This is a genomic window from Roseburia sp. 499 (assembly GCF_001940225.2).
Lineage (GTDB): Bacteria > Bacillota > Clostridia > Lachnospirales > Lachnospiraceae > Petralouisia.
Genome location: NZ_CP135164.1, coordinates 1,232,745 through 1,258,440 on the forward strand (window position 1 = coordinate 1,232,745; position 25,696 = coordinate 1,258,440).

Sequence of the window (25,696 nt, forward strand, 5' to 3'; positions counted from 1 at the left end):
GAAAATATGGTAACAGATATTGTGCATCTAATTCTTTAATATTTTTTTTAAGTCATTTTACACTTGACAAATATATTTTTCTATAGTAACATAACAGTGTTATGTTTTGCGCAACCATTTAATTGGAGGAAGAATCGTGAGAAACGAAAAGGAAACAAAGGCAAAACTTCTTGCCAGTGCTAAGAAAGAATTTCTGGAAAAGGGATATATGCAGGCATCTTTACGAAACATCTGCAAAAATGCCGGAGTTACTACGGGAGCACTGTATTTTTTCTTTCAGGATAAAGAAGATTTATTTGCATCTCTGGTAGAGGAGCCTTTAAAACAATTATATGAGGTGATGGAAAAGCATTATGCAGAGGAAGAAGAACGGGTAAAGGAAGTCACGGGAAAAGAGATAGATATTGCAGATGATATATTGGCTGCGAATCAGATTATACATTATATGTATGTATATTATGACGAATTTCAATTGATAATAAATCATTCCCAAGGGTCTCGATTTGAAAAGAGTGTTGAACGGTTAGTGGAAATATCAGAAAAACAGCTTCGTTTGATGTCAGATGAGATATCGAAGGTAAAGGGTTGTGCGCGGATTGATGATAGTATCATCCACTGGTTTGCTCATATGCAGGTGGATATATTTTTACATGTCATGAAGCATGAAAAATCCGAGAAAATAGCACAGCAACAAATAGAGAAAATGATAAAGGTTCTTATTTCAGGATGGTTTGCCATATTTTAGTAAGTGAAAAAGAAAGCTATGAGTGATGAAAGATAGCAAGGTACTCATAGCTAAAAAAATGCCAATAAGATAACAGTGTTATGTTATTGAGAAAAAATATCAATAAGAAGTGATAGGAAGGAGAATATTATGTATTTAGAAGTGAAGAATATGAAGAAAAGTTATGGAGAGGGAGGAAGCTATCTTCAGGTATTAAAGGGAATTACTACAGGAGTAGAGCAGGGGCAGATGTGTGTTATTCAAGGCACCAGTGGATCGGGAAAATCTACGTTTTTAAATTGTATTGGTGGTCTGGATACTTTAGATTCCGGTTCCATAAAGGTAGACGGTATGGAAATTGCCGGATTGAAGCAGCAGGCACTGTCAGACTATAGACGGGATAATTTAGGATTCATTTTTCAGTTTTACAATTTGGTGCCTAATCTTACTGTAAGGGAAAATATTCAGGTGTGTGAGTATTTGGCAAAACAGCCTCTTGATATGGACGAATTATTGGATATATTAGGACTTACAGAGCATCAGAACAAGTTCCCGTCTCAGTTATCCGGAGGTCAACAGCAGCGTTGTGCCATTGCAAGAGCATTGATTAAGAATCCAAAGTTGTTACTTTGTGATGAACCCACAGGAGCACTGGATTCTAACACCTCCAGAGATATTTTGGTTTTGTTGGAAGAGATTAATAAGAAGTATGGAACAACCATGCTGATTGTCACTCACAACAATTCCATTAAAAATATGGTACATAAAGTAATCATCATAAAGGATGGTCAGATTAAAAAGGAATATGAGAATGAAGTGAGAGTACCGGCAGCAGAATTGGAGGATTTATAGAATGCAGAAAATACTTAGAAAGCGTGTATGGCGTGATTTAAAGGAGAATGTTTTACGTTATTTAGCACTGGGCTTTATGATTATTCTGGGAATGTATCTTATCATTAGTATGGTAGGCGCTGCAGATACCATAATCGTTGGCGTAGATAAAGTAGCAGAACAAGCCAAGGTAGAGGATGGACAGTTTGGGGTATTCGTTCCACTGACAGAACGGCAAAGGAAAGAACTTACAGATAAGGGGATTGATTTAGAAGAGATGTTTTATCTTGATTTTCGGGCAGAAGAGGAAAGTACACTTCGTGTATTTAAAAATAGGGAAAGAATCAATCTCTTACAACTAGAGGAAGGAAATAGTCCGGAAACAGAGAAAGAAATTGTATTGGAAAAACGTTACTGTGAAGAACATGATATTCAGACAGGAAATGTTGTTTCAGTAGGAAAGCAGGAATTTACCGTGTGCGGAATTGGAACGGTTCCGGATTATGATGCTGCATATCGCAACTTGTCCGATAGTAGTGTGGATTCCGGTCAGTTTGGCATTGCTTTTGTTACAGAAGAGGCATACGATTCCTTAAATGCATCAGCCACCAGCGATAAGGCAGAAGAATATCTTTATGCATATCGTTTAAATGGAAAAATGACGGATACGGAATTAAAAGAAGAACTGAAGGGATTAAAGGTTTCAGAGAATGAAATAAAGGATGCAACAGGACAGATGTTGCATGCATCCTTGCAGGAAATATCTCAGGGAAGTGAGAAACTTTCAGAGGGAATTGGTGAACTAAAAGAACAATCGGATGAATTAATGGATAAGTATTTTGATATAGAAATCAGTAATTTAACACATTTTCTTACCACAGAAGATAATCCCAGAATCAAGGCTTCGGCAAACGATCAGGTGCTTACTAAGGTGGCAGGTCTTATGGCTGGTGTGATTGTTATGGTTTTGTTTACCTATGTGATTTCTGTTTTTGTGATTCATGGAATTGAAAAGGAAAGCAGTATTATTGGTGCATTATATGCACTTGGAGCAAAGCGGAAGGATTTGATTTATCACTATTTGATGCTTCCGGTTATTGTGACTTTTATTGCAGGCGTGATAGGAACCGCGCTTGGCTACAGTAAATGGGGAATTGATGTTCAGATGGCAGATTGTTATGGGTATTTTTCCATACCAACCCTTGAAACGGTGTATGCTCCTTATTTGCTTGTTTACGGAATCGTGATGCCGCCGGTGATTGCAGTGCTGGTAAATTATCTTACTATAAGAAAACGTCTGTCCCAGCCGGTATTAAAGTTGATTAAGAATGAGAAAAAAGCTCATAAAATCAGTAATATCAATCTTGGGAAAATGGGATTTGTAGGAAGATTTCGCATTCGCCAGATGCTTCGGGAAATGCGAACCAGTTTCACCGTTGTTTTTGGTATGTTCATTTCTCTGTTGATTCTGATGCTTGGAGTTGACTGTTATGTTCTGGTTAACCATATCAGTGAGGAAAGTAAAGCCGATACAAAGTTTGAATATATGTATACCTACAAGTATCCGGAGAAAGAAGTGCCGGAAGGGGGAGAAGCAGGATTTGCAAAAACGTTCAAAAAGGAGATATTTGGTTATAATCTGGATGTAACCTTACTTGGAATTGACGATGATAATCCATATTTTGATGCAAAGGTGTCAAAAGGGCAGAACCAGATAGTTATTTCCTCTGCTATGGCACAAAAGTATCAATTGAAAGAAGGAGAACAGATCATACTGACGGATGAAGAATCAGATAGATATTATGCTTTTGAGGTAAAGGGGGTTACACAGTACTCCGTAGGTATGTATGCGTTTATGGATATTGATAGTATGAGGGAACTGTTTGGGGAGGAAGAGGATTATTATAATGTAGTATTTGCAGATAGTGAACTTGATATTGATTCAGGAAGACTTTATGCAACAACTACCAGGGATGAGATTGTGAAAGGTTCTAATGTATTTATTTCCAATATGATGTCGATGATATATATGTTGACAGTGGTATCAATTATCATATTCTGTATCGTGATGTATCTTATGATGAAAGTGATGATAGACCGTTCTGCTTTTGGTATCTCACTTATTAAGGTATTTGGTTATCGGAAAAACGAGATACGAAAATTGTATCTGAGTGGGAATTTTTACATAATCGCTATTGGGGCTGCAGTATGTATTCCTGTTACCAAGTGGATTATGGATATGCTGTATCCATTTATGATATCTAATGTCAGCTGTGGGATGAATCTTACATTTACCTGGCAATTGTATGCAGGAATTTATCTTGCAATACTTGTACTGTATTTTGTGATAAATCAGATATTGGTACAGAGACTGAATAAGGTGGTACCGGCAGAGGTATTGAAAAATAGAGAATAGTATCTACATGGCAGAAACCGTTTCATGGAAAATGATTGCATTTTTTTCTTTCAGAAACTATAATAGAGAATGGTATTTTTCAAGAGAAGAAGAACACTGTGAAAAGGAGAACATACCATGGCAAAGGAATTATTAAAAAGAGAGCAGGTAGCAGTAGAAGATACCTGGGCAATCGAAGATATTTATGCAACAGAGGAAGCTTTTTTGGCAGATGCGGATAAGGTAGAAAAAATGTCAGAAGAGCTGGAAAAGTTCACAGAAAGCTATTTGAGTGAAAGTGGAATTCATCTGCTGGAGTACTATAAAAAGCTGGAAGAGATTTATATTGTGATAGATAAGGTATTAGGATATGCAGAAAGGAATGCAGATGTAGATACTTCTAATACACATTATCAGGCATTAGATGGAAAAGTAGTGACATTGTATTATAAATTGCAGGAATTAACAGCACCGATTGACAGTTATATTGTTGCAATGGATGATGCAAAGATTGCACAGTTTTTCAAAGATGTGCCGGAATTAGAAAACTATAAAGTAACCATTGAGGATGTGAGAAGATTGAAACCTCACACACTTTCCTCTGAGATGGAAGCATTACTGGCAGCTACGAGTGATATGGGAAGTGCTGTAGATAAGGTGTATGGTCTTTTAGAAAATGCAGACTTCGAGAATCCTACGGTGAAGGATGAAAAGGGAGAAATGGTCAAGGTCAGCAGTGGAAGATTTGTTCCAATGCTAGAGAGTAAGGACGTCAGAGTACGCCGTGATACCTTTAAGGCTTATTATGCGCGTTATGAACAGTACAAGAATACTTTTGCATCGTTGTATGAAGGTAAGGCAAAATCAAATTTCTTCTATGCAAAGGCCAGAAAATACAGTTCATCTATGGAAGCTGCGGTAGATGCCAATAATGTGCCGAAGGAAGTGTATTATAACCTGATTGAAGCAGTAAATGAGAATATGGATTATCTGCATCAATATATGAAACTGCGTAAGAAACTTTTAGGTGTTGATGAACTTCATATGTATGATGTGTATACACCGATGGTAGAGCAGGAGGAAGGTGAGATTACCTATGCTATGGCACAGGAGGAAATTGCAGAGGCATTAAAGGTGCTTGGTGACGATTATGTAAGTGTACTGAAGCAGGGATTTGAAAATCGTTGGATTGATAAATATGAAAACGAAGGAAAGAGAAGTGGAGCATATTCTGCAGGAAATTATTCCACGCATCCATTTGTATTGATGAACTTCCAGTACAATCTGGATTCTGAATTTACACTTGCACATGAAATGGGGCATGCGCTTCATTCTTACTATTCTTCCAAGAATAATAATATTTTTGATAGTGATTACAAGATATTTGTGGCAGAAGTGGCTTCTACTTGTAATGAAGCATTGTTGATGGATTATCTGTTGAAAAAGACGACAGATAAGAGGAAAAAGGCATACCTGATTAATCATTTCTTAGAACAGTTCCGTACTACGTTGTATCGTCAGACCATGTTTGCGGAATTTGAACTGCGTACCCATGAAATGGTAGAAAAAGGTGAGGCTTTGACAGCAGATGTTTTAAAGAAAGTATATTATGACTTAAACAAAAAGTACTATGGCAATGATATGGTAGTAGATGAGGAAATTGCAATAGAATGGGCAAGAATACCACATTTCTATTATAATTTTTATGTATATCAGTATGCCACCAGTTTTTCAGCGTCTATGGCAATCAGTAAGATGATTCTGGAAGAAGGAAAGCCGGCAGTAGACAGGTATCTTAAGTTCTTAAGTGGTGGATGTACAAAGTCTCCGATTGATTTGTTAAAGGATGCTGGTGTGGATATGACCACGAAAAAGCCAATTAGCGATGCACTTAAGACATTTGGAGAATTGATTCAGGAAATGGATCAGTTAGTTTAGGAAAGAGAGGATACTTTTTTTGGCAGATTTACAGAAAGAAATAGAAAAACGTAGAACTTTTGCAATTATATCTCACCCGGATGCCGGAAAGACCACATTGACCGAAAAGTTTTTGTTGTATGGAGGAGCTATTAACTTAGCCGGTTCTGTAAAAGGAAAAGCAACAGCAAGACATGCAGTATCTGACTGGATGGAAATAGAGAAGGAGAGAGGTATTTCCGTTACCTCCTCCGTATTGCAGTTTAACTATGACGGATATTGTATCAATATTTTGGATACGCCGGGACATCAGGACTTCTCAGAAGATACCTATCGTACTTTGATGGCAGCAGATTCTGCTGTTATGGTTATTGATGGTTCCAAGGGTGTAGAGGCGCAGACACGAAAATTATTTAAGGTATGCGTAATGCGCCACATTCCGATTTTTACTTTTATCAATAAAATGGACCGTGATGCTAACGACACCTTTGATTTGCTGGATGAGATTGAAAAAGAACTTGGAATTGCGACTTGTCCAATCAACTGGCCTATTGGTTCCGGAAAAAACTTCAAAGGTGTATATGACCGTAATACCAGAAAGGTAAAAATCTTTGAAGATACATTAAAGGGAACCAAGGAAGGAACAGAGCGGGAATTTGATATTGAAGATTCTGCATTAGAGGAAATTATTGGTGCAGATTACAAGGCACAGCTTTTAGAAGAAATTGAACTGTTAGACGGTGCCAGTGCAGAATTTGACATGGAACTGGTATCGAAGGGAGAATTATCACCGGTATTTTTTGGTTCTGCATTGACAAACTTTGGTGTAGAGACCTTTTTGCAGCACTTTTTGCAGATGACATCTTCCCCATTGCCAAGAAAATCAGATATTGGGGAAATTAATCCATTTTCAGAGGATTTTTCTGCATTTGTATTTAAGATTCAGGCAAATATGAATAAGGCTCATCGCGACCGTATTGCATTTATGCGTATCTGTTCCGGAAAATTTGAAGCGGGAATGGAAGTAACACATATACAGGGCGGAAATAAGAAAATGCGTCTGTCCCAGCCACAACAGATGATGGCACAGGACCGTAAAATCATAGAAGAGGCATATGCCGGAGATATTATTGGTGTTTTTGACCCGGGAATCTTCTCTATTGGAGATACCATTACTACGGCAAATGACAAGTTTGCATTTGAAGGAATTCCGACTTTTGCACCGGAACATTTTGCAAGAGTGCGTCAGCTGGATACTATGAAACGAAAACAGTTTGTGAAGGGAATTACCCAGATCGCACAAGAAGGTGCGATTCAGATTTTCCAAGAGTACAATACTGGAATGGAAGAGATTATTGTAGGCGTAGTAGGAGAACTTCAATTTGATGTTCTAAAATACCGTCTGGAGAATGAGTATAACGTAGACATTCGCCTGGAGAAGCTGCCTTATGAGCATATCCGCTGGATTGAAAATAAAGAGATTGATATGGATAAGCTGGTAGGAACTTCAGATATGAAGAAGATTCAGGACTTAAAGGGCAATCCATTGCTATTATTTGTAAACAGCTGGAGTGTCGGAATGACATTGGATCGAAATGAAGGATTGGAATTGTCAGAGTTCGGAAGAGAATAGAAGAGTATGTGATAGAAAAACGGATAGGAAACTGAGTGAGTTCAGTATCTTATCCGTTTTTCGTTGTTTCCTTACTCTAGATTTACCTTTTTTCGCATGAGAATAAGTGTAATGATATAGAACAAAATGCCAAGTACCAGATTCAATATGATAGAAGCAGGAAAAATTGTACTGTATATGCTACGAGTAGTAGATAGTGAATCTGTGGCAGTACCAGTAATATTCCTTAAATTGATAACTATCAAGATGATACTGGAAGTGATTTGAGTACCTATGTATAATGCAATATAAAAGACAATGGAGCATGCAACCCTGCATTTTTCTACTAACTGTCCCAGTGTAATAGCAAGGTATCCCATGGTCAGTGAGAAAAAGCTGCTTACCAGAAAGAGGATAAAACACAAGAATATCAGTACAACAGGGGTATATCCAAAAATATCCTGAAAGGAGGCTGTGTCTTGTGCTCCGTTAGACAAGGCAGAAATAAAGCCTGAAAGGAACGCTCCCTTGTCAGTGGAATTTTCGTGTACAGCTGCATAGTAACCACTGGAAAAACTAAGGGCAAAAATAGAACCCATGGTAAGTAGTGTGTTAAAGATAGCCCATAAGGAGGCTACAATCAGTTTGGCATTTAAAAGTTGTAACGGAGTAACCGGAAGGGTAAACATTAAATATCCTTCAGCAGTAAATAGATTTTTGTAAAATCGTACCAACAGATAAATTGTAGATACTAAATCTAATATAATCATGGAAATAGCATACAGAATAATTAGGAGAATAACCAATGGAATGGAATTCTCGCTCTGTAGGAGATCTGTGCCTAAAAAAATGCATCCTACGATTGTAATAAGAATAATGGTAAGGTTTACCGGAATGAGAATTCTTCTGGTAGCCGTCCATTCGTGCTTTAGTAATTTTCCTAACATTTGAATACCTCCCGGAATAATGCATCTACCGATTTATTATCCTTTTCTCTGATATCATCTACGGAAGCCTGTAAACGAATGCAGCCGTTTTGAAGAAAAATAACCTCATCCAGGATATTTTCAATATCGGAAATCAGGTGTGTAGAGATAAGGATAGAAGCGTTTTCATCATAATTGGATATAATGGTATTTAAAATATAATCTCTGGCGGCAGGGTCTACGCCTGCAATAGGCTCATCTAGCAGATACAAATCTGCTTTGCGGCTCATAACCAGAATTAGTTGTACTTTTTCCTTCGTTCCTTTGGAAAGAGTTTTTAACTTGCTATTTGGGTCAATATTTAATTTTGACAACATGTCATAAGCACGTTCTGTTTCAAAATCATCGTAGAAATCAGAGAAGAAACCAATGATTTCCTTTATTTTCATCCAGTCATTAAGATAAGTATGGTCTGGAAGATAGGAGATGAGCTTCTTGCTTTCTATACCTATCGGTTCTTCTTTGATATATAATTCGCCAGAGGTAGGGGAAAGAAGTCCTGCAATCAACTTGATAAGTGTTGTTTTTCCGCTACCATTTGGTCCTAGTAAACCAATAATATGACCGCTGTCAATCTGGAGATTGATGTCGGAAAGCGCAGTTTGTTTTCCGTATTGTTTTGTTATATTCTTACATTCTAATAAGGTCATTTTGTATCCACCTCGATTGTTTGTTTCATAAGAGATATGGCTTCATCCTTTTGAAAGCCTAATTTTTGCATATTTTCAAGAAACTGGGAAATGATTTCCTTTGCCAGTTCGGCCTTTAATTTATCAATCATCTTTGTATCCTCCGTAATAAATCTACCACTGGTTCGCTGGGAATAAACAAGGCCCGTCCGTTCCAATTCAGAAAGAGCCTTTTGCATGGTATTGGGGTTTACCGAAGCTTCTGCTGCAAGTTCTCGAACAGAAGGCAGTTTATCACCGGGACTGTATACGCCTGAAATAATATCCATCTGTATTTTTTCAATAATCTGGATAAAAATTGGTCTGTCGGAATCTAAGTTCCAGGGCATAATATCACCTCTTTTTCATGTATTATTGTACTATCTTAGTGATACAATAAACACTTTTGGTAAAAATGTCAAGAGATTTGGGCTATTTTCGCATGAAACATTCCAAAAGTTTATCATTCATTTCCGGGCTCATAAAGCAGAAACGAACGTACTTATTATCCAAAAACGGAAAAGTTGAACAGTCACGAATCATCATTTTTTCACGAATTGCACGGTCAAACAAAAGTTCTGAGGTAAGTGTATCATCCATAAGACGTACCAGCATAAAGTTTCCACTTGGCTTGTATACCTTGAAACGGGAGTCTTTGGAAAGGGCATTATACATTCTGGCACGCTCCGTAGAAATGAGTTGCCGTGTTTTTTGAATATAATCGGTATCTTTAAACATAATTTCACCGGCAATGACTGCAAGAGAGTTAATTGTCCATGGATTTTTTCTGGTATTGATTGCCTTAATTAAGTCTCGGTTTCCGGTGATAGCATAGCCAAGACGCAGTCCGGGGGCAGCAAAGAACTTAGAAGTTCCTCTTAGAATAACAATATTATTGTAAAAGGCAGTCAGTGGAGTGGAATCAATCTCATCATAATTATCAGCAAATTCCACATAGGTTTCATCTACCATGACAAAAATATCATTTTGTTTACAAATATCCAGAATGGTACGCATATCTTTCTGGTTGACAGCAGTAGATGTTGGATTATTCGGATTGCAGATGACCAAAAGGTCAATGCTTTCATTCAACTGAGCAGTGAAGTGGGCAACATCTAAGCAGAAGCCTTGTTCTTCTTTTAGTGGATAGTACAGGCAGGTACCGCCGCCTAAGGAAATTTCACGTTCATATTCAGAATAGGTAGGTCCAAGGATAAGAGCCTTTTGGGGATGTTCAATTTGAATGAATAGTGAAATCAGTTCTGTAGAACCGTTTCCCATGATAATATTTTCATAGTCTGTATTTACATAATCAGCAATGCATTTCCGAAGAGATGTGTATTCTCTGTCCGGATAGGTAGTAATTGCATCAATGTGCTTTGAAAGGGTGCTTCTGAGCATAGGGGAAACGCCCAAAGGATTTACATTGGCACTGAAGCTTGTAATTTCTTCCTTTTTAATACCATAAATTTGTTCTATTTTTTCCAGGTCGCTACCATGGAAATGGTCTTTGTGTTGTAACATTTTTTTGCCTCCAAATTTTTCATTTACACCATTGGCGGAATCGTTTATAATTTATGTATATTATAACGGATATTGACGAAAAATCAACTAGAAGCAGGTGACGATTTGCGTAAGAAGATACAGGAACTGGCAGCAGGAAAATGTGATAAGAAGTGTTCAATTATTCAATTTTCAGAGAAAGAATTGAAAGTAAAGGTGTTGGAGGGGCAGAAGTATAGTGGAAAGTTTACCATAGAAAGTACGAATGAGATACCTATGCGTGGTATCGTCTATTCTTCCAATCCACGGATGGAATGTCAGAATTCCCAATTTCAGGGAAATGAAGTAACCATAAATTATGAATTTCATAGTGAAGGTATGGTAGAAGGTGATTCTTCCAAGGGTGACTTTTATGTTATTTGTAATGAGGGAGAATATGACCTTCCTTTTGTAGTGACGGTTTCGAAGGGATATCCGGAGAGTTCTCAGGGAAGTATTGACAGTATATTCAGCTTTGCCAATCTTGCACAGAGTTCTTATGAAGAGGCAGTAGAAGTATTTGGAAAACCGGAATTTATCAATATTTTTAAAGAACGGGAGCAGGAAGAACGATTAGGGTATCTGGGACTTATGAAAAAGCCATGTACTATGGCGCAGGTGGAAGAGTTTTTGATTTTAGCTAAGAAAAAGAAAAGAATCAGTTTTTCTATAGAAGAAAGTCAGACAGAAATTTATGGAATCGGGCAAGATGAAAAGCAACATGTTACGTTGAAAAAGGATAACTGGGGATATGTTGCCATTGAGGTAAGCAGTGATGCTGCGTTTGTGGCACCGGTAAAAAGAGTGATTACCACCGAGGATTTTGTAGGAAATCGGGCGATTGTGGAATATGTGATTTTAGAAGAAAAATTACATGCAGGGAAAAATTTTGCAAGAATTACTTTTGAGAATCAGTTTCAGAAGGATAGTGTGGAACTTTGTATTACCAGAGAAGAAAAAGACATGGAGAAGAATCGAACTTTTCTGGAAATTCAAAAGCGAAGAGAAGCCTTAGTGAAGTATTATATTGCATTTCGTCTGCGTCAGATGGTAACCGGTGTATGGACAAAAAAGACTTGTGAGGAACTGGACTTTTTAATGAATCTGGAGCAGGACAATGGTTGGTGTTCCTTGTACAAGGCGCAGGCACTTCTGATAAATCGTCAGAAACAGGAAGCGCAGTGGATATTGGATGCTTTCCGTAGAGAAAATAGAGAAAAAGATACACCATTGTATGCGTATTATTTGTATTTGTGTACACTGGCAGAACCGGAACCGGCATATGTAAATCAGTTGACTGAGCAGATAGAAGAAATCTATCATCGGAATCAGGAGAATCCTATTCTATTGTGGATTCTATTGTTTGTGGATGAAGAGTTTAATTATAGTAATAATCGGAAATTAGAGGCAATTGCAAGGCAGATAGAGAGGGGATGTGACAGTCCGGTTCTCTATATAGAAGCATATTCCCTATTGAGTCAGGAGCCTTATTTGATTCATAAGGGAGACAAATTGGAACGAAAAATTCTAGGTTGGGCAGTGAAGCATAATGTTCTAACAATAAAGATGGCAGAGCAGATAAGACAGTTGATTCCACAGTTGACTTCCTTTCATCCGGTGTGGTATCGGATTATGGAATCATGTTATGAGAAGTATCCATCTAACGAACTATTGCAAGAAATCTGTGGATATTGTATCAGGGCCGGACGTTATGGAGAGCAGTTCTTCAAATGGTATGATGCCGGAGTCAGAGAAGAGTTGCGGATTGGTGGTTTGTATGAGGCGTGGATGTTGTCAGCAAATCAGGGACAATTACAGAAGATTCCGAAACTGGTGACAATGTATTTTCAATACCATAGCAATCTGGCATATCAGCAACAGGCAATGCTTTATAGTGCGGTAATAAGCAATAAGCAGAGTATGAAGCAGGTGTTCCAGAATTATCAGAAGTCCATGGAAGAGTTTGCGCTAGAACAGCTTAGGGCTGGTAGAATTGACCAGAATTTGGCAGTGATTTACAGAGAAATGTTGACCCCGGCAGTTTTGAATGAGGAATCAGCAGAATGGTTATCTAAGGTGATTTTTTCCTACCAGATTACTTGTCAGGAGGAAAAAGCGGTAAGGGTCATAGTACGGCAATATCAGTTGCAACAGGAACAGGCAGTTCCCCTGGTAAACCATAGTGCTTATGTCAATATCTATGGAATGGTATATAGCATATTATTAGAGGATGCAAAGGGAAATCGTTTCCTTCCAAAAGAAGATATTGTGATAAAGCCTTTAATGAATGCAGCGCTTTTTTTAAAAAAGGGAATGGAATATGCCAGTGATAATCTGAGTTTTATGTTGAGTTACTTTGATTGTAAAAAGATATGGCAAACCTATGAAGAGGAAGATTTACCTTATTTGAAAAAAATGATGGAGTCTCCAAAACTTAGTAGGGAATATCAGGAGGAAATTCGTCTTCAGATGATTGCATATCATTATGACAATTATACGGGAGATACGCTAGATGAATTTTTGTTGAATTTGTCTTTTGAACGGCTAGAACAGAATATCCGCGGAAAATTGATGGAACTTTTAGTGGCAAGGGGACACTTCCACAAAGCGTATGAACTGGTATTGGCATATGGAAGTGAAAGTTTGTCGGCGTCGAAGTTGTTGTCTGTTATTTGTAACAAAATAGATGAGATAGAACAGGAACCGGATGATTTTCTGATTGGAATGTGCAGAACTGTATTTTTGCGTGGAAAATATAATGATATGGTATTGGAATATATGTGTCGTTACTTCTATGGCAATCTTAAGGAGATGACAGGTCTTTGGAAGGCGGCAAGGGAATTTGAACTGGAGTGCCGGGATTTGGAGGAACGTTGCCTTACCCAATTTCTTTATACGGGTAGTTATGCTATGTGTATGGAAGAGATTTTTGAAAGTTACGCAAAAAAAGGTGGAAGAAAGATTATTATTATTGCGTATCTTTCTCAGATATCTCATAAGTATCTGACCAGTGATATAGAAGTCTCTAATTATGTTTTCCAAAAGATTTCGGAATTGTTGGACGAAGAGGAAGAATTAAATGAACCTTGTCGTCTTGGATTTTTGAAATGGTGTTCAGAGACAGAAAAGATATCCGAAAAGCAGAAGGAGCAAGCGGAAGAGATTCTAAAAATTGCAGTCAGTGAAGGAAAATATTTTCCGTTTTATAAGAGTCTTCCCCAGGAATTTGCAGAAAAGTATATGTATTATGACAAAACGTTTTTGGAATACCGCACAGTACCGGATACCAGAGTGGTAATAAATTTTGGGAAAAGGGGTTCAGAAGATTATGTAGAATGTGAAATGACAAGGATGTATAGTGGAATCTTTGTAAAGCCATTTTTGCTGTTTTTTGGAGAGGAAGTACCATATTATATTAAGGAAGAGAAAAATGGCGAGATGGTGGTAACAGAAAGCAGTCATGTTCAGAGTAGTGAGATATGTCCTGTTAATGAAGAGAGTAAGTATCAGCTCCTAAATGGTATGATCATGAGTTTACAGATGAGGGATGGAGCAACCATAGAGAAGTTATTGGGGCAGTATGAAATGGTGGAACAATTAACACGCGAGAGATTTACCATAATATAAAGGGTGGTGAGAGTGGATGAGACCGAAAGAAACAGAATGGTATATCGGAATTGAATTAGGAAATAAGTGGACTATGGTAAGTTCCTATACGGTAGGCATGAAGGAGCCTGAGACAAAGGGATTGGTTGCCGGAAGTCAGAGTTATCGAATTCCCACTGCCCTTTGTAAGAAACGTGGAATTAGTCAGTGGTATCTGTCAGAACAAACGGAAGGAATCTACATAGAGCATTTATTGGAAAAGGTAGTAAAAGGGGAAATAGTAGAGGCAGAAGAGTCCTATGAGGCAAAAGAACTTTTTTTGGTATTTTTACGAAAAGTAATACGGATGGCATTACCGGGAAAAGGAATAGTTGCAGTAACCAGATGTGTGTTTTCGGTAGAACAGCTTACCACAGAGTTAGCTGAATTGTTGCTTGGATGTGCCCGTGAACTGGGATGGAAGCCAGAGCAGATTCTGATTCAGGATAACAAAGAGAGCTTTTATGCTTATGCCGTTAGCCAGAAACAGGAATTGTGGATGTATGATGTTGCATTGTTTTCCAGTGAAGATGGAGCAGTCACTTATTGGAATATGAGTCATGACAAGAAGACGATACCTCAGATTTGCAAAGTCACAGAGCAATATTTGGGTGAACTTCCGAAAGATAGCGATGAACGTGATTTGGAATTTGCCAAAATGTTGGAAAAAACATTGAATGGAAGGATTGTCTCGGCGGTATACCTTATAGGAGAGGGATTTGAGGGAGGATGGATGCGAACCTCATTGCAGGTGGTGTGTCGGGGGCACAGAGCATTTCAGGGAAAGAATCTCTATACCAAAGGTGCTTGTTATGCAGGGGTATTAGATGCTCATGCTGAGAAAAGAGAGACCATTTATTTTTGCGAATATAAGACAGAGAAGAATGTGTTTTTGAAGGCGTCTTATCAAGAACGGGAATATATGTATCCACTGGTAGAGGCGGGAAGAAACAGACATCAGATTCAAAAAAAGTGTTCTGTGTTATTGGAAGGGGAACCATCATTGGATGTTTGGGTGCAATCTCCGGGAAAGAAAGAGGCTGTTATTGAGAGCATGGAACTTCAGGGATTAAATTCTGTAGAAGGAAGAAGATGCCGATTGGAACTTCAGATAGAAGGAAAACTAGAGAATGGATTGCAACTTAAGGTAAGAGATATCGGATTAGGTGAACTTTTACCTGGAAGCAATCAAGAATGGGAATACGAGATAGGATAAGGAGAAGACCATGAATAAAGTATGGATATGTCAGAGTAAAATAGCGGGTATTCCCCTTTATCTTCCGGAGCAGCGGGTAAACTTATATTCTTTGGAGGAATTGTGTTATTATTTATGCCAGGATGCTGAAGTAATAGAAGAACAGTTTTTTGATGAAAAATTAGTGCTGTGGTTGGAACGGGAACTGGAATTAACAGAATTGTGTGAGCGACTACGGGAAGGAATTGCACAAGGAAAGCGTGGTTTCTGGTGTATGGAAGTGATTCTTTGGGAAAGTGGTTATTATACCAAGGAAGAAATAGAAAAAGTAATGGAAACAGTAAGCAGGATTGTCCAGGCAAAGCCGGAGGAAAGAAAGAAGTTACGGGCAGATCGAATGCTTCAGGAAGGAAGGTATAAAGTAGCACTTCAGGAATATCAGCAGTTGGTTCTAAAGGATAATCCGGACAAGTTGTTAGCAAGTCACATATGGCATAATATGGGAACTGCATATGCAAGACAGTTTTTGTTTGAACGGGCAGCAGAATGTTATGAGAAGGCTTATATTATGGGGCGCATGGAAGAGAGCAGACAGCAGTATCTTGTTGCACGTGCTTGCGCAGAGAGACAGAATCTGGAAGAGGGTGAAAATATTACAGAAGGGAAAGACTTGCAGAAGGTGAAAGAGCAGGAGGGAATATTACGTTATGAAGAAGAGGTATATCGGAAATTAGAGAAACTTGTAGAAGAATATATGAGAAGTGAGTGAAAAGATGGGATTATTTAAGAGAAAGAAAAAGGTAGAACCAGTCGAAGAAGTAGTGGAAAATAATGGATTGGTAAAAGAGGAAAAGAAAGAAACGCGCCATGTAGTTATGGAATATTGTGAACAGATTATGGAGGCTGCAAAAGACTTAGAGGAGAAAAAAAGGGAATATCGGGTGGTGACTGATTATCTGACTGATATCCAGATTATAGAGGAGCTTCCGGAACCGGATATGAAAAAAATTCAGGAGTCAGCACAGCAGGTTCAGAATCTGAGCGAGACAAGAGATATTTATCGAAAGAAGGTAAAGACTATTTCAGATGCACAGTTTGCTCAGATGGAGCAGTTGGAAGATGAGGTGCCGGATGCAGTTCGTAGGTTAAAAACCAATGAGGCATATCAAGCTGCGGTAAAACGAGACATGCAATATCTGGAAGGGGAAAAGAATGAGTGGCATATTCATCAGGAAACGATGGAACGTGAATATCATATATTGCGACGTGTACTGTATGGAATTGCAGCAGTATTTGTAGTGGCGATAATTGCTATTCTTGTGTTGTCACAGGTGATTCGCTTAGACATTCAGACTCCGTTTTTGATTGCAGTACTGATTGCGGGCGGTGCAGGTGGTGGCGTGTTCTGGAGAATGCAGAATGATGAACGGGAAGTTAAGAAGGCCCAGGCAAGTATAAACCGTGCAATTACATTGTTGAATGGTGTGAAGTTGAAATATGTGAATATTACTAATGCAGTAGACTATGCTTGCGAAAAGTATCATGTACACAATTCTAATGAGTTGAATTATATTTGGGAGCAGTATTTAGAAGCCATAAAAGAGCGAGAAAAGTATCAGCGTACGAATGAAGACTTAGAGTATTTCAGTAGTAGATTAATTCGTGACCTTCATGCATATCACTTGTATGATGCAAAAATCTGGGTTCATCAGACACAGGCTTTGCTGGACAAGAAGGAAATGGTAGAAGTAAAGCATGAACTTTTGGTAAGAAGACAGAAGTTGAGAGACAGAATTGACATGCAGATAGACAGTATTCAAGGTGCTAAGGGAGAAATAGAAAAGCTCATAAAAGACTACGGACAGCATGAAGCAGAGATACGGGAGGTATTAAGTTCTCTGGATAAGATATGCGGAGTAGCATAGAAAATAAATATAAAGTCCTTGTAGGAATGGAAGAACCTTTGGGTTCGGAAAGTTCTACAGGGACTTTTTTTTGAAAGTTTTTAGAAGACCATCACATAACCATCACTTAAAAACTTTACAATAATTTTACATTCAAGGAGAAAGGAGTTGGAAAAGTGATACAGAAAGTATTTAATCGTTATGAAAAGAAGTATCTACTGACAGAACAGGAATATTGTGCCATAAGAAAAAGGCTGGAAGAATATATGGAAGAAGACCAGTATGGATTACATACCATTCGCAATATATATTATGATACTGCAGATGATGAGTTGATACGTACTTCTCTGGAAAAACCAAAATATAAGGAAAAATTCCGGGTACGCTGTTATGGAGAAACGGATGCAGAGAGTAATTATTTTCTGGAAATCAAAAAGAAATACAAAGGCGTTGTTAATAAGCGAAGGATTGTTATGAAGCCGGAAGAAGCGAAGGCATATCTGGAGCAAGGACAAAAGCCGAAAGAACAGTCACAGATTTTTAAGGAAGTAGATTATGTGTGGAATCGTTATCAGTTGATGCCGAAAGTATATCTTGCCTATGACAGGATTGCATTATTTGGAAAAGAAGACCCGGAGTTCTGGGTAACCTTTGACCAGAATATTCGAAGTCGTGACTTTGCATTGAATTTAGAAAATGATGCAGAGACCACAAAACTGTTGGAGGATGGATATTATCTCATGGAGGTAAAGATATCGAATGCCATGCCGTTGTGGTTCGTGAAAATTTTAACGGAACTTAGAATTCACAGTACATCTTTTTCCAAGTATGGAAATGTATATCGTAAAAGTTTAGAAGAAAATGGAGGACGAAAAGTATGTTAGAAGCAATATGGAACGCATTTTTTTATGCAGTAATCGCAGGAGTATTGGGAGTGGTTATCTCCCTGACTTATATGAAGACGGGAAAGGTATCAAAAAATTTTGCAAGAACATTGATTATTTTACCGATTCTGGTATGTGTAGTTATTACTATGGTAAACGGTAATCTGGGAACCTCTGTGGCAATTGTAGGAGCATTTAGTTTGATTCGTTTCCGCTCCCTACAGGGAAGCTCGAGGGACATTGCATTTATCTTTTTTGCTATGACAGCAGGACTTACCTGCAGTATGGGATATCTTCTTTTTGCAGTAGCAGTAACTGTTTTGGTATGTGTGATTTTGTTTGTATTGCAGCTTGTTCATTATGGAGAGAAAAAAACAGAGGAAAAGGATTTACGGATTACCATACCGGAAAATCTGGATTATACCAATATATTTAATGAGATTTTTGAACACTATACCAAGGGATATAAGTTACTCCAGGTAAAAACCACCAATATGGGAAGCCTATATGAATTACGGTATCATACCACATTAAAGGATGAGGCGCAGGAGAAGGAATTTCTGGATGCTTTGCGGGTTAGAAATGGAAATCTTACTGTGATTTTGGGAAGAACAGATATGGAAGAGGAGGAATTATAATGAAAAGAAAATATTTAAAACGGCTGGGGATATGTTTTCTTAGTGCCGTTTTAGTAATGGGAATGACTGGATGTGGTAAGAACAAAGAAAGTAATACGGAGTCTGGAACAGAAGAAGAACAGCAGAATACAGAAATGCAGCAGGGCAGAGGAATGGAAAACCAATTAACGGAAGAGGAATTGGCAACTTATGAAGAAGCAGATGGAATAGAAATAGAGGAATTAGAGCTAAAAACAGATTGGGAAGAAAAGGCGGAGATTTCTCTGGGAGATACTGTTACAGTGAATGGAACAGGAGCAGAAGTATCTGATGATAATACAGTGCTTATTACAGAGGGCGGTTCTTATTCGATTTCCGGTGAGTTATCTGACGGAATGATTCAGGTAGATACAGAGGATGCTGTAAAGCTGGTGTTGGCAGGGACTAACATTACAAATGCAGATGGTTCTGCAATTTATGTAAAAGCGGCAGAAGTATGTTATATAGAAACAAAAGTGGGAACAGAAAATGTGCTTTCTGATGGAGAAAGCTATGTAGATACAGAAGAGATGAAAGCAACCGTGTTTTCAAATGACAGACTGGTTATGTTGGGCGAAGGAATACTTACGGTAAATGGAAATTATAAGCATGCTGTCAGCAGTGATGATGAAGTATATGTAGTAAGTGGAAATTATGAGCTTACTGCAGTGAAGGATGGAATTCATGCAAGTAACTGGATTAATGTGGAAAATGGAAGCATTAATATGGAAGTCACAGATGATGGAATGCAAAGTGAAGGTCCGATTGCTGTGAATGGCGGAGCAATTACTATTGCAGCAGATGGAAAAGGAATTACTGCCTATGGAGACCTTACGGTAAATGAAGGAACTATTAGCATCAGTAAGTGTGAGGAAGGATTAGAAAGCAAAAATGACTTGACCATTAATGGAGGAACTACAGAAATAAACGGAAGTGATGATGGTCTGAATGCCAGAAGTTCTATTACGATTAATGGCGGAACGTTGTATGCAGAAATAACAGCAGGAGATGCGTTGGATTCCAATGGAACGATGATTATTAATGGCGGATTGGTATTGGCATTTGGAGCACAGGAACCAGAGGGCGGTATTGATTGTGATATGAATGAAATTCAAATCAATGGCGGAACAGTAATCGGTACCGGTGGAACCAATAGTGCACCTTCGGAAACAGAAAGTAGTCAGATATCGGTACTTTTAGGAAGTGCATCCAAGGGTGATGTGATAGGAATTCTGGATAATGAAGGAAACACCGTTTTTGCCTTTGAGGCACCGGGGGACTATAGTAATATGTTGTTGTCTACAGGAACGATTTCTTCTGATACAGATTATGTAGTTTATACCGGAGGAACTGTGAATGGGGAACGTTATCATGGATATTATCAAGACGGTGTTTACAATGGTGGAACAGAATCTGTTTCTTTTACCACAGACAGTATGGTAGTAAGTGCCGGTGGAACATCCAATAGTATGGGCGGCGGTCCTCAAGGTGGTATGCAAAAAGGCGGTATGCCACAGGGTGGAAAAATGCCGCAGAACGGTGAAAAACCAGAAAATGGAGAAACAGTAGAAAATTAAGAGTGGAATGGCAAAAAAATAAATGATATAATAGGAATAATAATGCTAATCTAAAATAGTAGAAAGGATATTGTTATGAAATTGAAACGTTTGCTCTAGCTCCATGCGGTTCTTGTATTGGCAATGCGTGTGGAGCGTAAAAAGTGTTGCCGCATTTCATTACTGAATGATACAGAATCCGCATTCTAATAAAAATTAGAATTAAGGAGTGGTTCAGAGTGAAATATGAAAATGCAGATAATATTTTTCCAGAGAAATTGCTGATTGAAATCAGACGATTTATGCCGGAAGGGTATGTATATATTTCTCCCAAAGGTGGTCGTAAGGAATGGGGAAGTGTTTCGGGGCAAAAATCAGAATTGGAAAAAAGGAACACTGAAATATATGAGGAATATCATGCCGGTAAAAGTGTTGATACAATTTCAGAAGAAAGGTACTTATCTAAAAGTTCTATTTATAGAATATTGAAACAATTTGAATATATGTGATGAAAAGCCACAGTTTCGGACTGTGGCTTTTTACATTATAGGAAGTTGCTTTGCACTCTTTATTCTCGAGAATGATACAAAGAATTTTCAGTAGCGGAAACAGTTGCTTTTTGTGATATGATTTATACATGACAGACAACTTTGTTTCTAACAGAGAGAAGGTAAGGAGGTTTATTATGCTATATCAGAATATATTAGATGAGATTGTGAATAAAAGTAAGCAAATTTTTGAGGATGAGCTTGTGGGGATATATCTACATGGTTCCATGGCAATGGGATGTTTTAATCCAGAGAAAAGTGATATTGATTTAATCATTGTAATTAGAAATAATATCACAGATAATCAAAAATTAAAGTTTATGGATAATGTGGTGGAGTTGAATAGAATAGCTCCAAGCAAAGGAATTGAAGTAAGTATTGTCAAGGAAGAATACTGCAAAAAATTTATTTATCCCACACCTTTTGAATTACATTTTTCAAATGCACATTTGCAGTGGTTTATAGATAAACCAATAGATTATGTTCAAAAAATGAATGGCACAGATAAGGATTTGGCTGCACATTTCAAAATCATAAAGAAATATGGAATTGTATTATATGGGGCAGAGATAAACGAAGTATTTGATGATGTACCAAGAAAAGATTACATTGATAGTATTTTGTGTGATATTGAGGGAGCGAAAGAGGAAATATTAGAAGAACCTGTGTACATGATTTTGAATTTAAGCAGAGTGGCAGCTTTTCTCAAAAATGATTTAATTATTTCTAAAAAACAGGGAGGAGAATGGGCATTACAAAACATTTCAGCGCAATACAAATCTTTAATCTCAAATGCAATACAAAGTTATTCCCTTGGAACTGAAATGAATATAGATAAAATGGAAGCACAAAAATTTGCTGATTATATGTTGCAGATGATAAGGGATATACTAGATTAAAAAATGAACAAGCCACCGGCTAAGCCGGTGGTTGTTATCTGAAAAGTTATTATCTACAATCAAATTCCGGATTGGCAGCATAAAAGTTCTTAGAATCAAGCTGGTCCTGAACAATACGAAGTCCTTCTCCAAAACGCTGGAAGTGCACGATTTCGCGAGCACGCAGGAAGCGGATTGGGTCAGCAACCTCTTGGTCTTTTACCAGACGTAAGATGTTGTCATAGGTGGTGCGGGCTTTTTGTTCCGCAGCCAAGTCTTCAAACAAGTCTGTAATTGGATCTCCCTTAGATTGGAATTCACAGGCATTAAACGGAATTCCACCGGCTGCCTGAGGCCAGAGTGCCAACGTGTGGTCTACATAATATTTGTCGAAGCCAGAGGCCTTGATTTCTTCCGGCGATAGGTTTTTCGTCAATTGATAGACAATAGCGGAAATCATCTCCATATGGGCTAATTCTTCTGTGCCAATATCAGTAAGTAAACCAGCTACTTCCTTGTATGGCATAGTGTAACGCTGAGATAGATAACGCATAGAAGCAGCCAGTTCGCCGTCCGGTCCACCGAACTGACTAATGATAACCTGTGCCATCTGCGGGTTGGTCTGGGTAATATTGACCGGATATTGCAGACGTTTTTCATAATTCCACATTAGCAGTAACCTCCTTCCCATGGCATTGGCTGGGTAGACCAGAGCCATTTTTGATCCGGCATGGCAGTGTCAATAGTTAGTGGACCATAGAGTTGTTCATATTCTGCCAGAGCTCTGGTACGCACTTCACGGAAGTGATTAAAGTAGGAGATGGCATTCTGGTCCATCGGATGAGTATCCAGATAAAGGGTAATATCATTTACTGCAAAACTGACCATATTAATCCACTGGAATAATTTTATCTGTTCCATTTGATTTCCTCTCATCTCGGACAGCCCCCTTTCCCATAAAATGGTTTATTTAATTCAGGGAAAATCGTGCCATATTGAAACGCTTTGTCTGGTTCGTAAACATCCTGAAAACATTGCCATGGAACGTAAGCCATACCAACCGGCAGATGTGCCAGAGGATCATTTCGCATGTTACCACAAGGCTGGGACATGGAACAGTCCGGCATAGAGCGAGTGGACATAGGACGAGAAGGCATAGAGCGAGCCGGCATAGGGCGAGTGGGGGCATTGCAGCCACATTCTCTTTCAGGTGTATGATTGCAACTATCCATAATAAGAATCCTTTCAAAAATTAGTTTTATTATAAAATATGAAAGATGGTAAAATGTGTTATCAATGCATAAAAAGATAGTGGTATGTATTTTATTTTTATGCATAAAGCACATTGATAATGATTCTCATTTATAATATAATTAAAAATAGAAAAATAACCACGATTGTAATGATGAGGAAGAGATTTATGACAATTTTAGAAGGAACAGTTCGAGAAAGTTATATTGTGACAGATATTCAAATGGAAGAAAACATTATGAGGCGTTTGGAGGCATTGGGAATTAATAGTGGTACACATTTAAAATTGATGAACCGTAAGAAAAATGGAACGGTAATTATTAAGGTGCGGGGAACTCGATGGGCAGTAGGAAAAGATATTGCAGAAGGAATTGAAGTAACGAAGGAAGGAATGGAGGAAAATGTCCATGGAAACCATTAGAGTAGGATTTGTTGGAAACCCAAACTGTGGAAAGACCACATTGTTTAATGCTTATACAGGGGCAAATTTAAAAGTGGCGAACTGGCCCGGAGTTACCGTAGAGCGTGTGGAAGGAGAGACTTCCTATAAGGGACAGAAGTTAAAGCTGATTGATTTACCGGGAATATATAGTCTGACCTCTTATTCTATAGAAGAAAAGGTATCCAGAAAATGTATTATGGATAACGAAGTAGATGTTATCATTAATGTAGTGGATGCGTCGGCGTTGGAACGAAACTTATATTTGACAATGCAACTTTTGGAGTTAGGCAAGCCTGTGATTTTAGCTATGAATATGATGGATATTGTGGAAGAGCGGGGAATGGAGATTGATATGCATCGCTTGCCTGAGATGCTCGGTGGAATTCCGGTGGTTCCGGTATCTGCAAGAAAACGGACGGGACTGGATGTTTTGATGCATGCGGTAGTACACCATTATGAGGAAAAACATAAGCCGGATGTGGTTCATTATCAAAACTATATAGAAGAAAAGATTTCTGTGCTTGAGAAAAAAATAGAAGAAATCTATGACGTAAAGGAAAACCAGCGTTGGTATGCGATTAAACTTCTGGCAAATGATAGTGAAATTACAGAAGAATATCCGATTCAGGATGGAGCAGTGTTAGATCGTAGTTATGAAAAGGATATTATTAATCAAAAATATGACTATATTGAGGAAGTAATCGAAGATACGTTGTTTTATAAGTCCGAAAAGTCAGCATTTACGGATAAAGTGGATGAGGTATTGACGCATCCTTTCTGGGGAATGCCTATTTTTTTTGGAGTAATGGCCATTGTATTTTTCTTAACATTTTTTGTGGGAGATGCTCTGAAGGGAATATTTGAAATTGCATTAGAATATATTTCTAATGGAGCTTTGTATGCATTAGAGCAGATGAAAGTGGCACCATGGTTGATTTCTTTGATTGTAGACGGAATTATCGCGGGCGTAGGCGGTATTTTAACCTTTTTGCCAAATATCTTTATTCTGTTTCTGGCATTGGCATTTTTGGAAGATAGTGGGTACATGGCAAGAGTAGCATATGTCATGGATGGAATGATGGGAAGACTCGGACTTTCCGGCAAAGCATTTCTTCCGATGGTTCTGGGATTTGGTTGCACCGTTCCCGCGGTGATGGCCACCCGTGCATTGGAAAAAGAAAAGGACAGAAGAAGAACGATTTTAATTACACCGTTTATGTCTTGTTCTGCAAGACTGCCGATTTATGTTCTGTTTGCAGAGATGTTTTTTGGAAAATATGCCATGGTAGCAGCACTTTCCATGTATGTTATAGGAATGGTGGTTGCAATTATGGTGGCACTTGTGATTCACAGAGTAGAGACTCATACAGCACATCAGAATCTGTTGATTGAATTGCCGGAGTATAAGACCCCGAATGCCAGAACGATTGCAGTATATGTCTGGGAGAAGGTAAAGGATTATTTGACAAAGGCAGGAACTACTATTTTTATTGCATCCATTATTATTTGGTTTTTATTGAATTTTGGAGTACATGGTATGGTAACCGATATTTCAGACAGCTTTGGTGCAATCTTGGGACATTGGATGGAGCCAATATTGGCACCGGCAGGACTTGGTATGTGGCAGATAGGAGTAGCATTGATTTCCGGTATCTCTGCAAAGGAGGTAGTGGTATCCAGTTTCTGCGTGTTATTTGGAATCGGAAATGTAAATTCCGCAGCAGGAATGATGTCATTGACCAGTCAACTGGCAGATGTAGGATTTGGACCGTTAAATGCCTATTGTATGATGATTTTTTGCTTGCTGTATGTACCTTGTGCAGCAACAATAGGAACGATAAAAAGGGAGACAGGGTCTTGGAAGTTTACGTTGAAAATGATATTATTTCAGATTTTGGTAGCATGGGGCGTGGCAACCGTGATATATCAGATTGGGTCAATTCTATTATAAAGTGTATATTATTGAGTACAAAGAAAAAATCTCTTGTAAAAGGTGAATCCCTATGTTAAATTATTAACGAATGCAAATTATGACTATGAATATATTTTAGATTACAGGAGG

23 protein-coding genes are annotated in these 25,696 nt (G+C 38.2%); 16 read left to right on the forward strand and 7 right to left on the reverse strand.

Features of this window, described 5'->3' with window-relative positions:
• Positions 1-136: 136 nt before the first annotated feature.
• The 5 genes from BIV20_RS06130 (at position 137) to BIV20_RS06150 (ending at position 7,500) form a co-directional block, all read left to right on the forward strand.
• Positions 137-745 carry a TetR/AcrR family transcriptional regulator gene (locus BIV20_RS06130; RefSeq protein ID WP_075719070.1) on the forward strand — a complete coding sequence of 203 codons (609 nt, stop codon included), beginning with the start codon at positions 137-139 and terminating at the stop codon, positions 743-745.
• Positions 746-874: 129 nt separating this feature from the next.
• A complete protein-coding gene (locus BIV20_RS06135; protein WP_075719072.1) occupies positions 875-1,576 on the forward strand; it encodes an ABC transporter ATP-binding protein in 702 nt (233 codons plus the stop codon).
• Between the two features lies 1 nt (position 1,577).
• Positions 1,578-3,971: an FtsX-like permease family protein gene (locus tag BIV20_RS06140; RefSeq protein ID WP_075719074.1), complete on the forward strand. Its 2,394-nt coding sequence runs from the start codon at positions 1,578-1,580 to the stop codon at positions 3,969-3,971.
• A 117-nt stretch (positions 3,972-4,088) separates the two neighbouring features.
• Positions 4,089-5,888 carry an oligoendopeptidase F gene (pepF, locus tag BIV20_RS06145; RefSeq protein WP_075719076.1) on the forward strand — a complete coding sequence of 600 codons (1,800 nt, stop codon included), beginning with the start codon at positions 4,089-4,091 and terminating at the stop codon, positions 5,886-5,888.
• A gap of 19 nt (positions 5,889-5,907) precedes the next feature.
• On the forward strand, positions 5,908-7,500 hold the full coding sequence (locus BIV20_RS06150) for a peptide chain release factor 3 (RefSeq protein ID WP_075719078.1): 1,593 nt from the start codon (positions 5,908-5,910) through the stop codon (positions 7,498-7,500).
• A gap of 71 nt (positions 7,501-7,571) precedes the next feature.
• Here BIV20_RS06150 and BIV20_RS06155 read toward each other — a convergent pair whose 3' ends face one another.
• The 4 genes from BIV20_RS06155 to BIV20_RS06170 form a co-directional block, all read right to left on the reverse strand.
• Complete coding sequence (locus tag BIV20_RS06155; protein ID WP_075719080.1) at positions 7,572-8,426, reverse strand: hypothetical protein; 855 nt, start codon at positions 8,424-8,426, stop codon at positions 7,572-7,574.
• Positions 8,420-9,115: an ABC transporter ATP-binding protein gene (locus BIV20_RS06160; protein WP_075719082.1), complete on the reverse strand. Its 696-nt coding sequence runs from the start codon at positions 9,113-9,115 to the stop codon at positions 8,420-8,422. Before BIV20_RS06160 ends, BIV20_RS06155 begins: the two co-directional genes overlap by 7 nt.
• Positions 9,112-9,483, reverse strand: coding sequence for a GntR family transcriptional regulator (locus tag BIV20_RS06165; RefSeq protein ID WP_075719084.1), 372 nt, complete (start codon positions 9,481-9,483; stop codon positions 9,112-9,114). The genes BIV20_RS06160 and BIV20_RS06165 overlap by 4 nt, the downstream gene beginning before the upstream one ends.
• Positions 9,484-9,565: 82 nt before the next feature.
• On the reverse strand, positions 9,566-10,657 hold the full coding sequence (locus BIV20_RS06170) for a pyridoxal phosphate-dependent aminotransferase (protein ID WP_075719086.1): 1,092 nt from the start codon (positions 10,655-10,657) through the stop codon (positions 9,566-9,568).
• 105 nt (positions 10,658-10,762) lie between these two features.
• On the opposite strand from BIV20_RS06170, the gene BIV20_RS06175 reads away from it, so the two are divergent.
• The 9 genes from BIV20_RS06175 (at position 10,763) to BIV20_RS06215 (ending at position 21,962) form a co-directional block, all read left to right on the forward strand.
• A complete protein-coding gene (locus BIV20_RS06175; RefSeq protein ID WP_075719088.1) occupies positions 10,763-14,302 on the forward strand; it encodes a DUF5717 family protein in 3,540 nt (1,179 codons plus the stop codon).
• A 16-nt stretch (positions 14,303-14,318) separates the two neighbouring features.
• Positions 14,319-15,536, forward strand: coding sequence for a DUF5716 family protein (locus BIV20_RS06180; protein WP_075719090.1), 1,218 nt, complete (start codon positions 14,319-14,321; stop codon positions 15,534-15,536).
• A gap of 10 nt (positions 15,537-15,546) precedes the next feature.
• Complete coding sequence (locus BIV20_RS06185) at positions 15,547-16,284, forward strand: hypothetical protein (protein ID WP_075719092.1); 738 nt, start codon at positions 15,547-15,549, stop codon at positions 16,282-16,284.
• Positions 16,285-16,288: 4 nt separating this feature from the next.
• A complete protein-coding gene (locus tag BIV20_RS06190) occupies positions 16,289-17,440 on the forward strand; it encodes a hypothetical protein (protein ID WP_075719226.1) in 1,152 nt (383 codons plus the stop codon).
• 155 nt (positions 17,441-17,595) lie between these two features.
• Positions 17,596-18,303, forward strand: a complete 708-nt coding sequence (locus tag BIV20_RS06195; protein WP_075719094.1) for a polyphosphate polymerase domain-containing protein — start codon at positions 17,596-17,598, stop codon at positions 18,301-18,303.
• A complete protein-coding gene (locus BIV20_RS06200) occupies positions 18,297-18,941 on the forward strand; it encodes a DUF4956 domain-containing protein (protein WP_075719096.1) in 645 nt (214 codons plus the stop codon). The genes BIV20_RS06195 and BIV20_RS06200 overlap by 7 nt, the downstream gene beginning before the upstream one ends.
• Positions 18,941-20,536, forward strand: coding sequence for a carbohydrate-binding domain-containing protein (locus tag BIV20_RS06205; protein WP_075719098.1), 1,596 nt, complete (start codon positions 18,941-18,943; stop codon positions 20,534-20,536). The genes BIV20_RS06200 and BIV20_RS06205 overlap by 1 nt, the downstream gene beginning before the upstream one ends.
• A 218-nt stretch (positions 20,537-20,754) precedes the next feature.
• Positions 20,755-21,024, forward strand: a complete 270-nt coding sequence (locus tag BIV20_RS06210) for a CD3324 family protein (protein WP_075719100.1) — start codon at positions 20,755-20,757, stop codon at positions 21,022-21,024.
• Positions 21,025-21,200: 176 nt separating this feature from the next.
• Positions 21,201-21,962, forward strand: a complete 762-nt coding sequence (locus tag BIV20_RS06215; protein ID WP_075719102.1) for an aminoglycoside adenylyltransferase domain-containing protein — start codon at positions 21,201-21,203, stop codon at positions 21,960-21,962.
• Between the two features lie 49 nt (positions 21,963-22,011).
• Here BIV20_RS06215 and BIV20_RS06220 read toward each other — a convergent pair whose 3' ends face one another.
• From BIV20_RS06220 to BIV20_RS06230, 3 genes are read right to left on the reverse strand one after another with little or no spacing between them, the layout of a single operon-like run.
• Complete coding sequence (locus tag BIV20_RS06220; protein WP_075719104.1) at positions 22,012-22,611, reverse strand: manganese catalase family protein; 600 nt, start codon at positions 22,609-22,611, stop codon at positions 22,012-22,014.
• Positions 22,611-22,877: a spore coat protein CotJB gene (locus tag BIV20_RS06225; RefSeq protein ID WP_075719106.1), complete on the reverse strand. Its 267-nt coding sequence runs from the start codon at positions 22,875-22,877 to the stop codon at positions 22,611-22,613. The genes BIV20_RS06220 and BIV20_RS06225 overlap by 1 nt, the downstream gene beginning before the upstream one ends.
• A complete protein-coding gene (locus BIV20_RS06230; protein ID WP_242939788.1) occupies positions 22,874-23,173 on the reverse strand; it encodes a spore coat associated protein CotJA in 300 nt (99 codons plus the stop codon). Before BIV20_RS06230 ends, BIV20_RS06225 begins: the two co-directional genes overlap by 4 nt.
• A 188-nt stretch (positions 23,174-23,361) precedes the next feature.
• Between BIV20_RS06230 and BIV20_RS06235 the strand changes: the two genes are divergently transcribed.
• Both BIV20_RS06235 and feoB read left to right on the forward strand, forming a co-directional pair.
• On the forward strand, positions 23,362-23,613 hold the full coding sequence (locus BIV20_RS06235; RefSeq protein WP_075719108.1) for a FeoA family protein: 252 nt from the start codon (positions 23,362-23,364) through the stop codon (positions 23,611-23,613).
• On the forward strand, positions 23,600-25,585 hold the full coding sequence (gene feoB, locus BIV20_RS06240; RefSeq protein ID WP_075719110.1) for a ferrous iron transport protein B: 1,986 nt from the start codon (positions 23,600-23,602) through the stop codon (positions 25,583-25,585). The genes BIV20_RS06235 and feoB overlap by 14 nt, the downstream gene beginning before the upstream one ends.
• Positions 25,586-25,696 lie beyond the last annotated feature (111 nt).

Excerpts from the sequence above, each read along its gene's own strand:
- BIV20_RS06135 (WP_075719072.1), top strand. The coding sequence starts at position 875 with ATGTATTTAGAAGTGAAGAATATGAAGAAAAGTTATGGAGAGGGAGGA.
- BIV20_RS06140 (WP_075719074.1), top strand. The coding sequence starts at position 1,578 with ATGCAGAAAATACTTAGAAAGCGTGTATGGCGTGATTTAAAGGAGAAT.
- pepF (WP_075719076.1), top strand. The coding sequence starts at position 4,089 with ATGGCAAAGGAATTATTAAAAAGAGAGCAGGTAGCAGTAGAAGATACC.
- BIV20_RS06155 (WP_075719080.1), bottom strand. The coding sequence starts at position 8,426 with ATGTTAGGAAAATTACTAAAGCACGAATGGACGGCTACCAGAAGAATT.
- BIV20_RS06160 (WP_075719082.1), bottom strand. The coding sequence starts at position 9,115 with ATGACCTTATTAGAATGTAAGAATATAACAAAACAATACGGAAAACAA.
- BIV20_RS06165 (WP_075719084.1), bottom strand. The coding sequence starts at position 9,483 with ATGCCCTGGAACTTAGATTCCGACAGACCAATTTTTATCCAGATTATT.
- BIV20_RS06170 (WP_075719086.1), bottom strand. The coding sequence starts at position 10,657 with ATGTTACAACACAAAGACCATTTCCATGGTAGCGACCTGGAAAAAATA.
- BIV20_RS06180 (WP_075719090.1), top strand. The coding sequence starts at position 14,319 with ATGAGACCGAAAGAAACAGAATGGTATATCGGAATTGAATTAGGAAAT.
- BIV20_RS06185 (WP_075719092.1), top strand. The coding sequence starts at position 15,547 with ATGAATAAAGTATGGATATGTCAGAGTAAAATAGCGGGTATTCCCCTT.
- BIV20_RS06190 (WP_075719226.1), top strand. The coding sequence starts at position 16,289 with ATGGGATTATTTAAGAGAAAGAAAAAGGTAGAACCAGTCGAAGAAGTA.
- BIV20_RS06200 (WP_075719096.1), top strand. The coding sequence starts at position 18,297 with ATGTTAGAAGCAATATGGAACGCATTTTTTTATGCAGTAATCGCAGGA.
- BIV20_RS06205 (WP_075719098.1), top strand. The coding sequence starts at position 18,941 with ATGAAAAGAAAATATTTAAAACGGCTGGGGATATGTTTTCTTAGTGCC.
- BIV20_RS06215 (WP_075719102.1), top strand. The coding sequence starts at position 21,201 with ATGCTATATCAGAATATATTAGATGAGATTGTGAATAAAAGTAAGCAA.
- BIV20_RS06220 (WP_075719104.1), bottom strand. The coding sequence starts at position 22,611 with ATGTGGAATTATGAAAAACGTCTGCAATATCCGGTCAATATTACCCAG.
- BIV20_RS06225 (WP_075719106.1), bottom strand. The coding sequence starts at position 22,877 with ATGAGAGGAAATCAAATGGAACAGATAAAATTATTCCAGTGGATTAAT.
- BIV20_RS06230 (WP_242939788.1), bottom strand. The coding sequence starts at position 23,173 with ATGGATAGTTGCAATCATACACCTGAAAGAGAATGTGGCTGCAATGCC.
- BIV20_RS06235 (WP_075719108.1), top strand. The coding sequence starts at position 23,362 with ATGACAATTTTAGAAGGAACAGTTCGAGAAAGTTATATTGTGACAGAT.
- feoB (WP_075719110.1), top strand. The coding sequence starts at position 23,600 with ATGGAAACCATTAGAGTAGGATTTGTTGGAAACCCAAACTGTGGAAAG.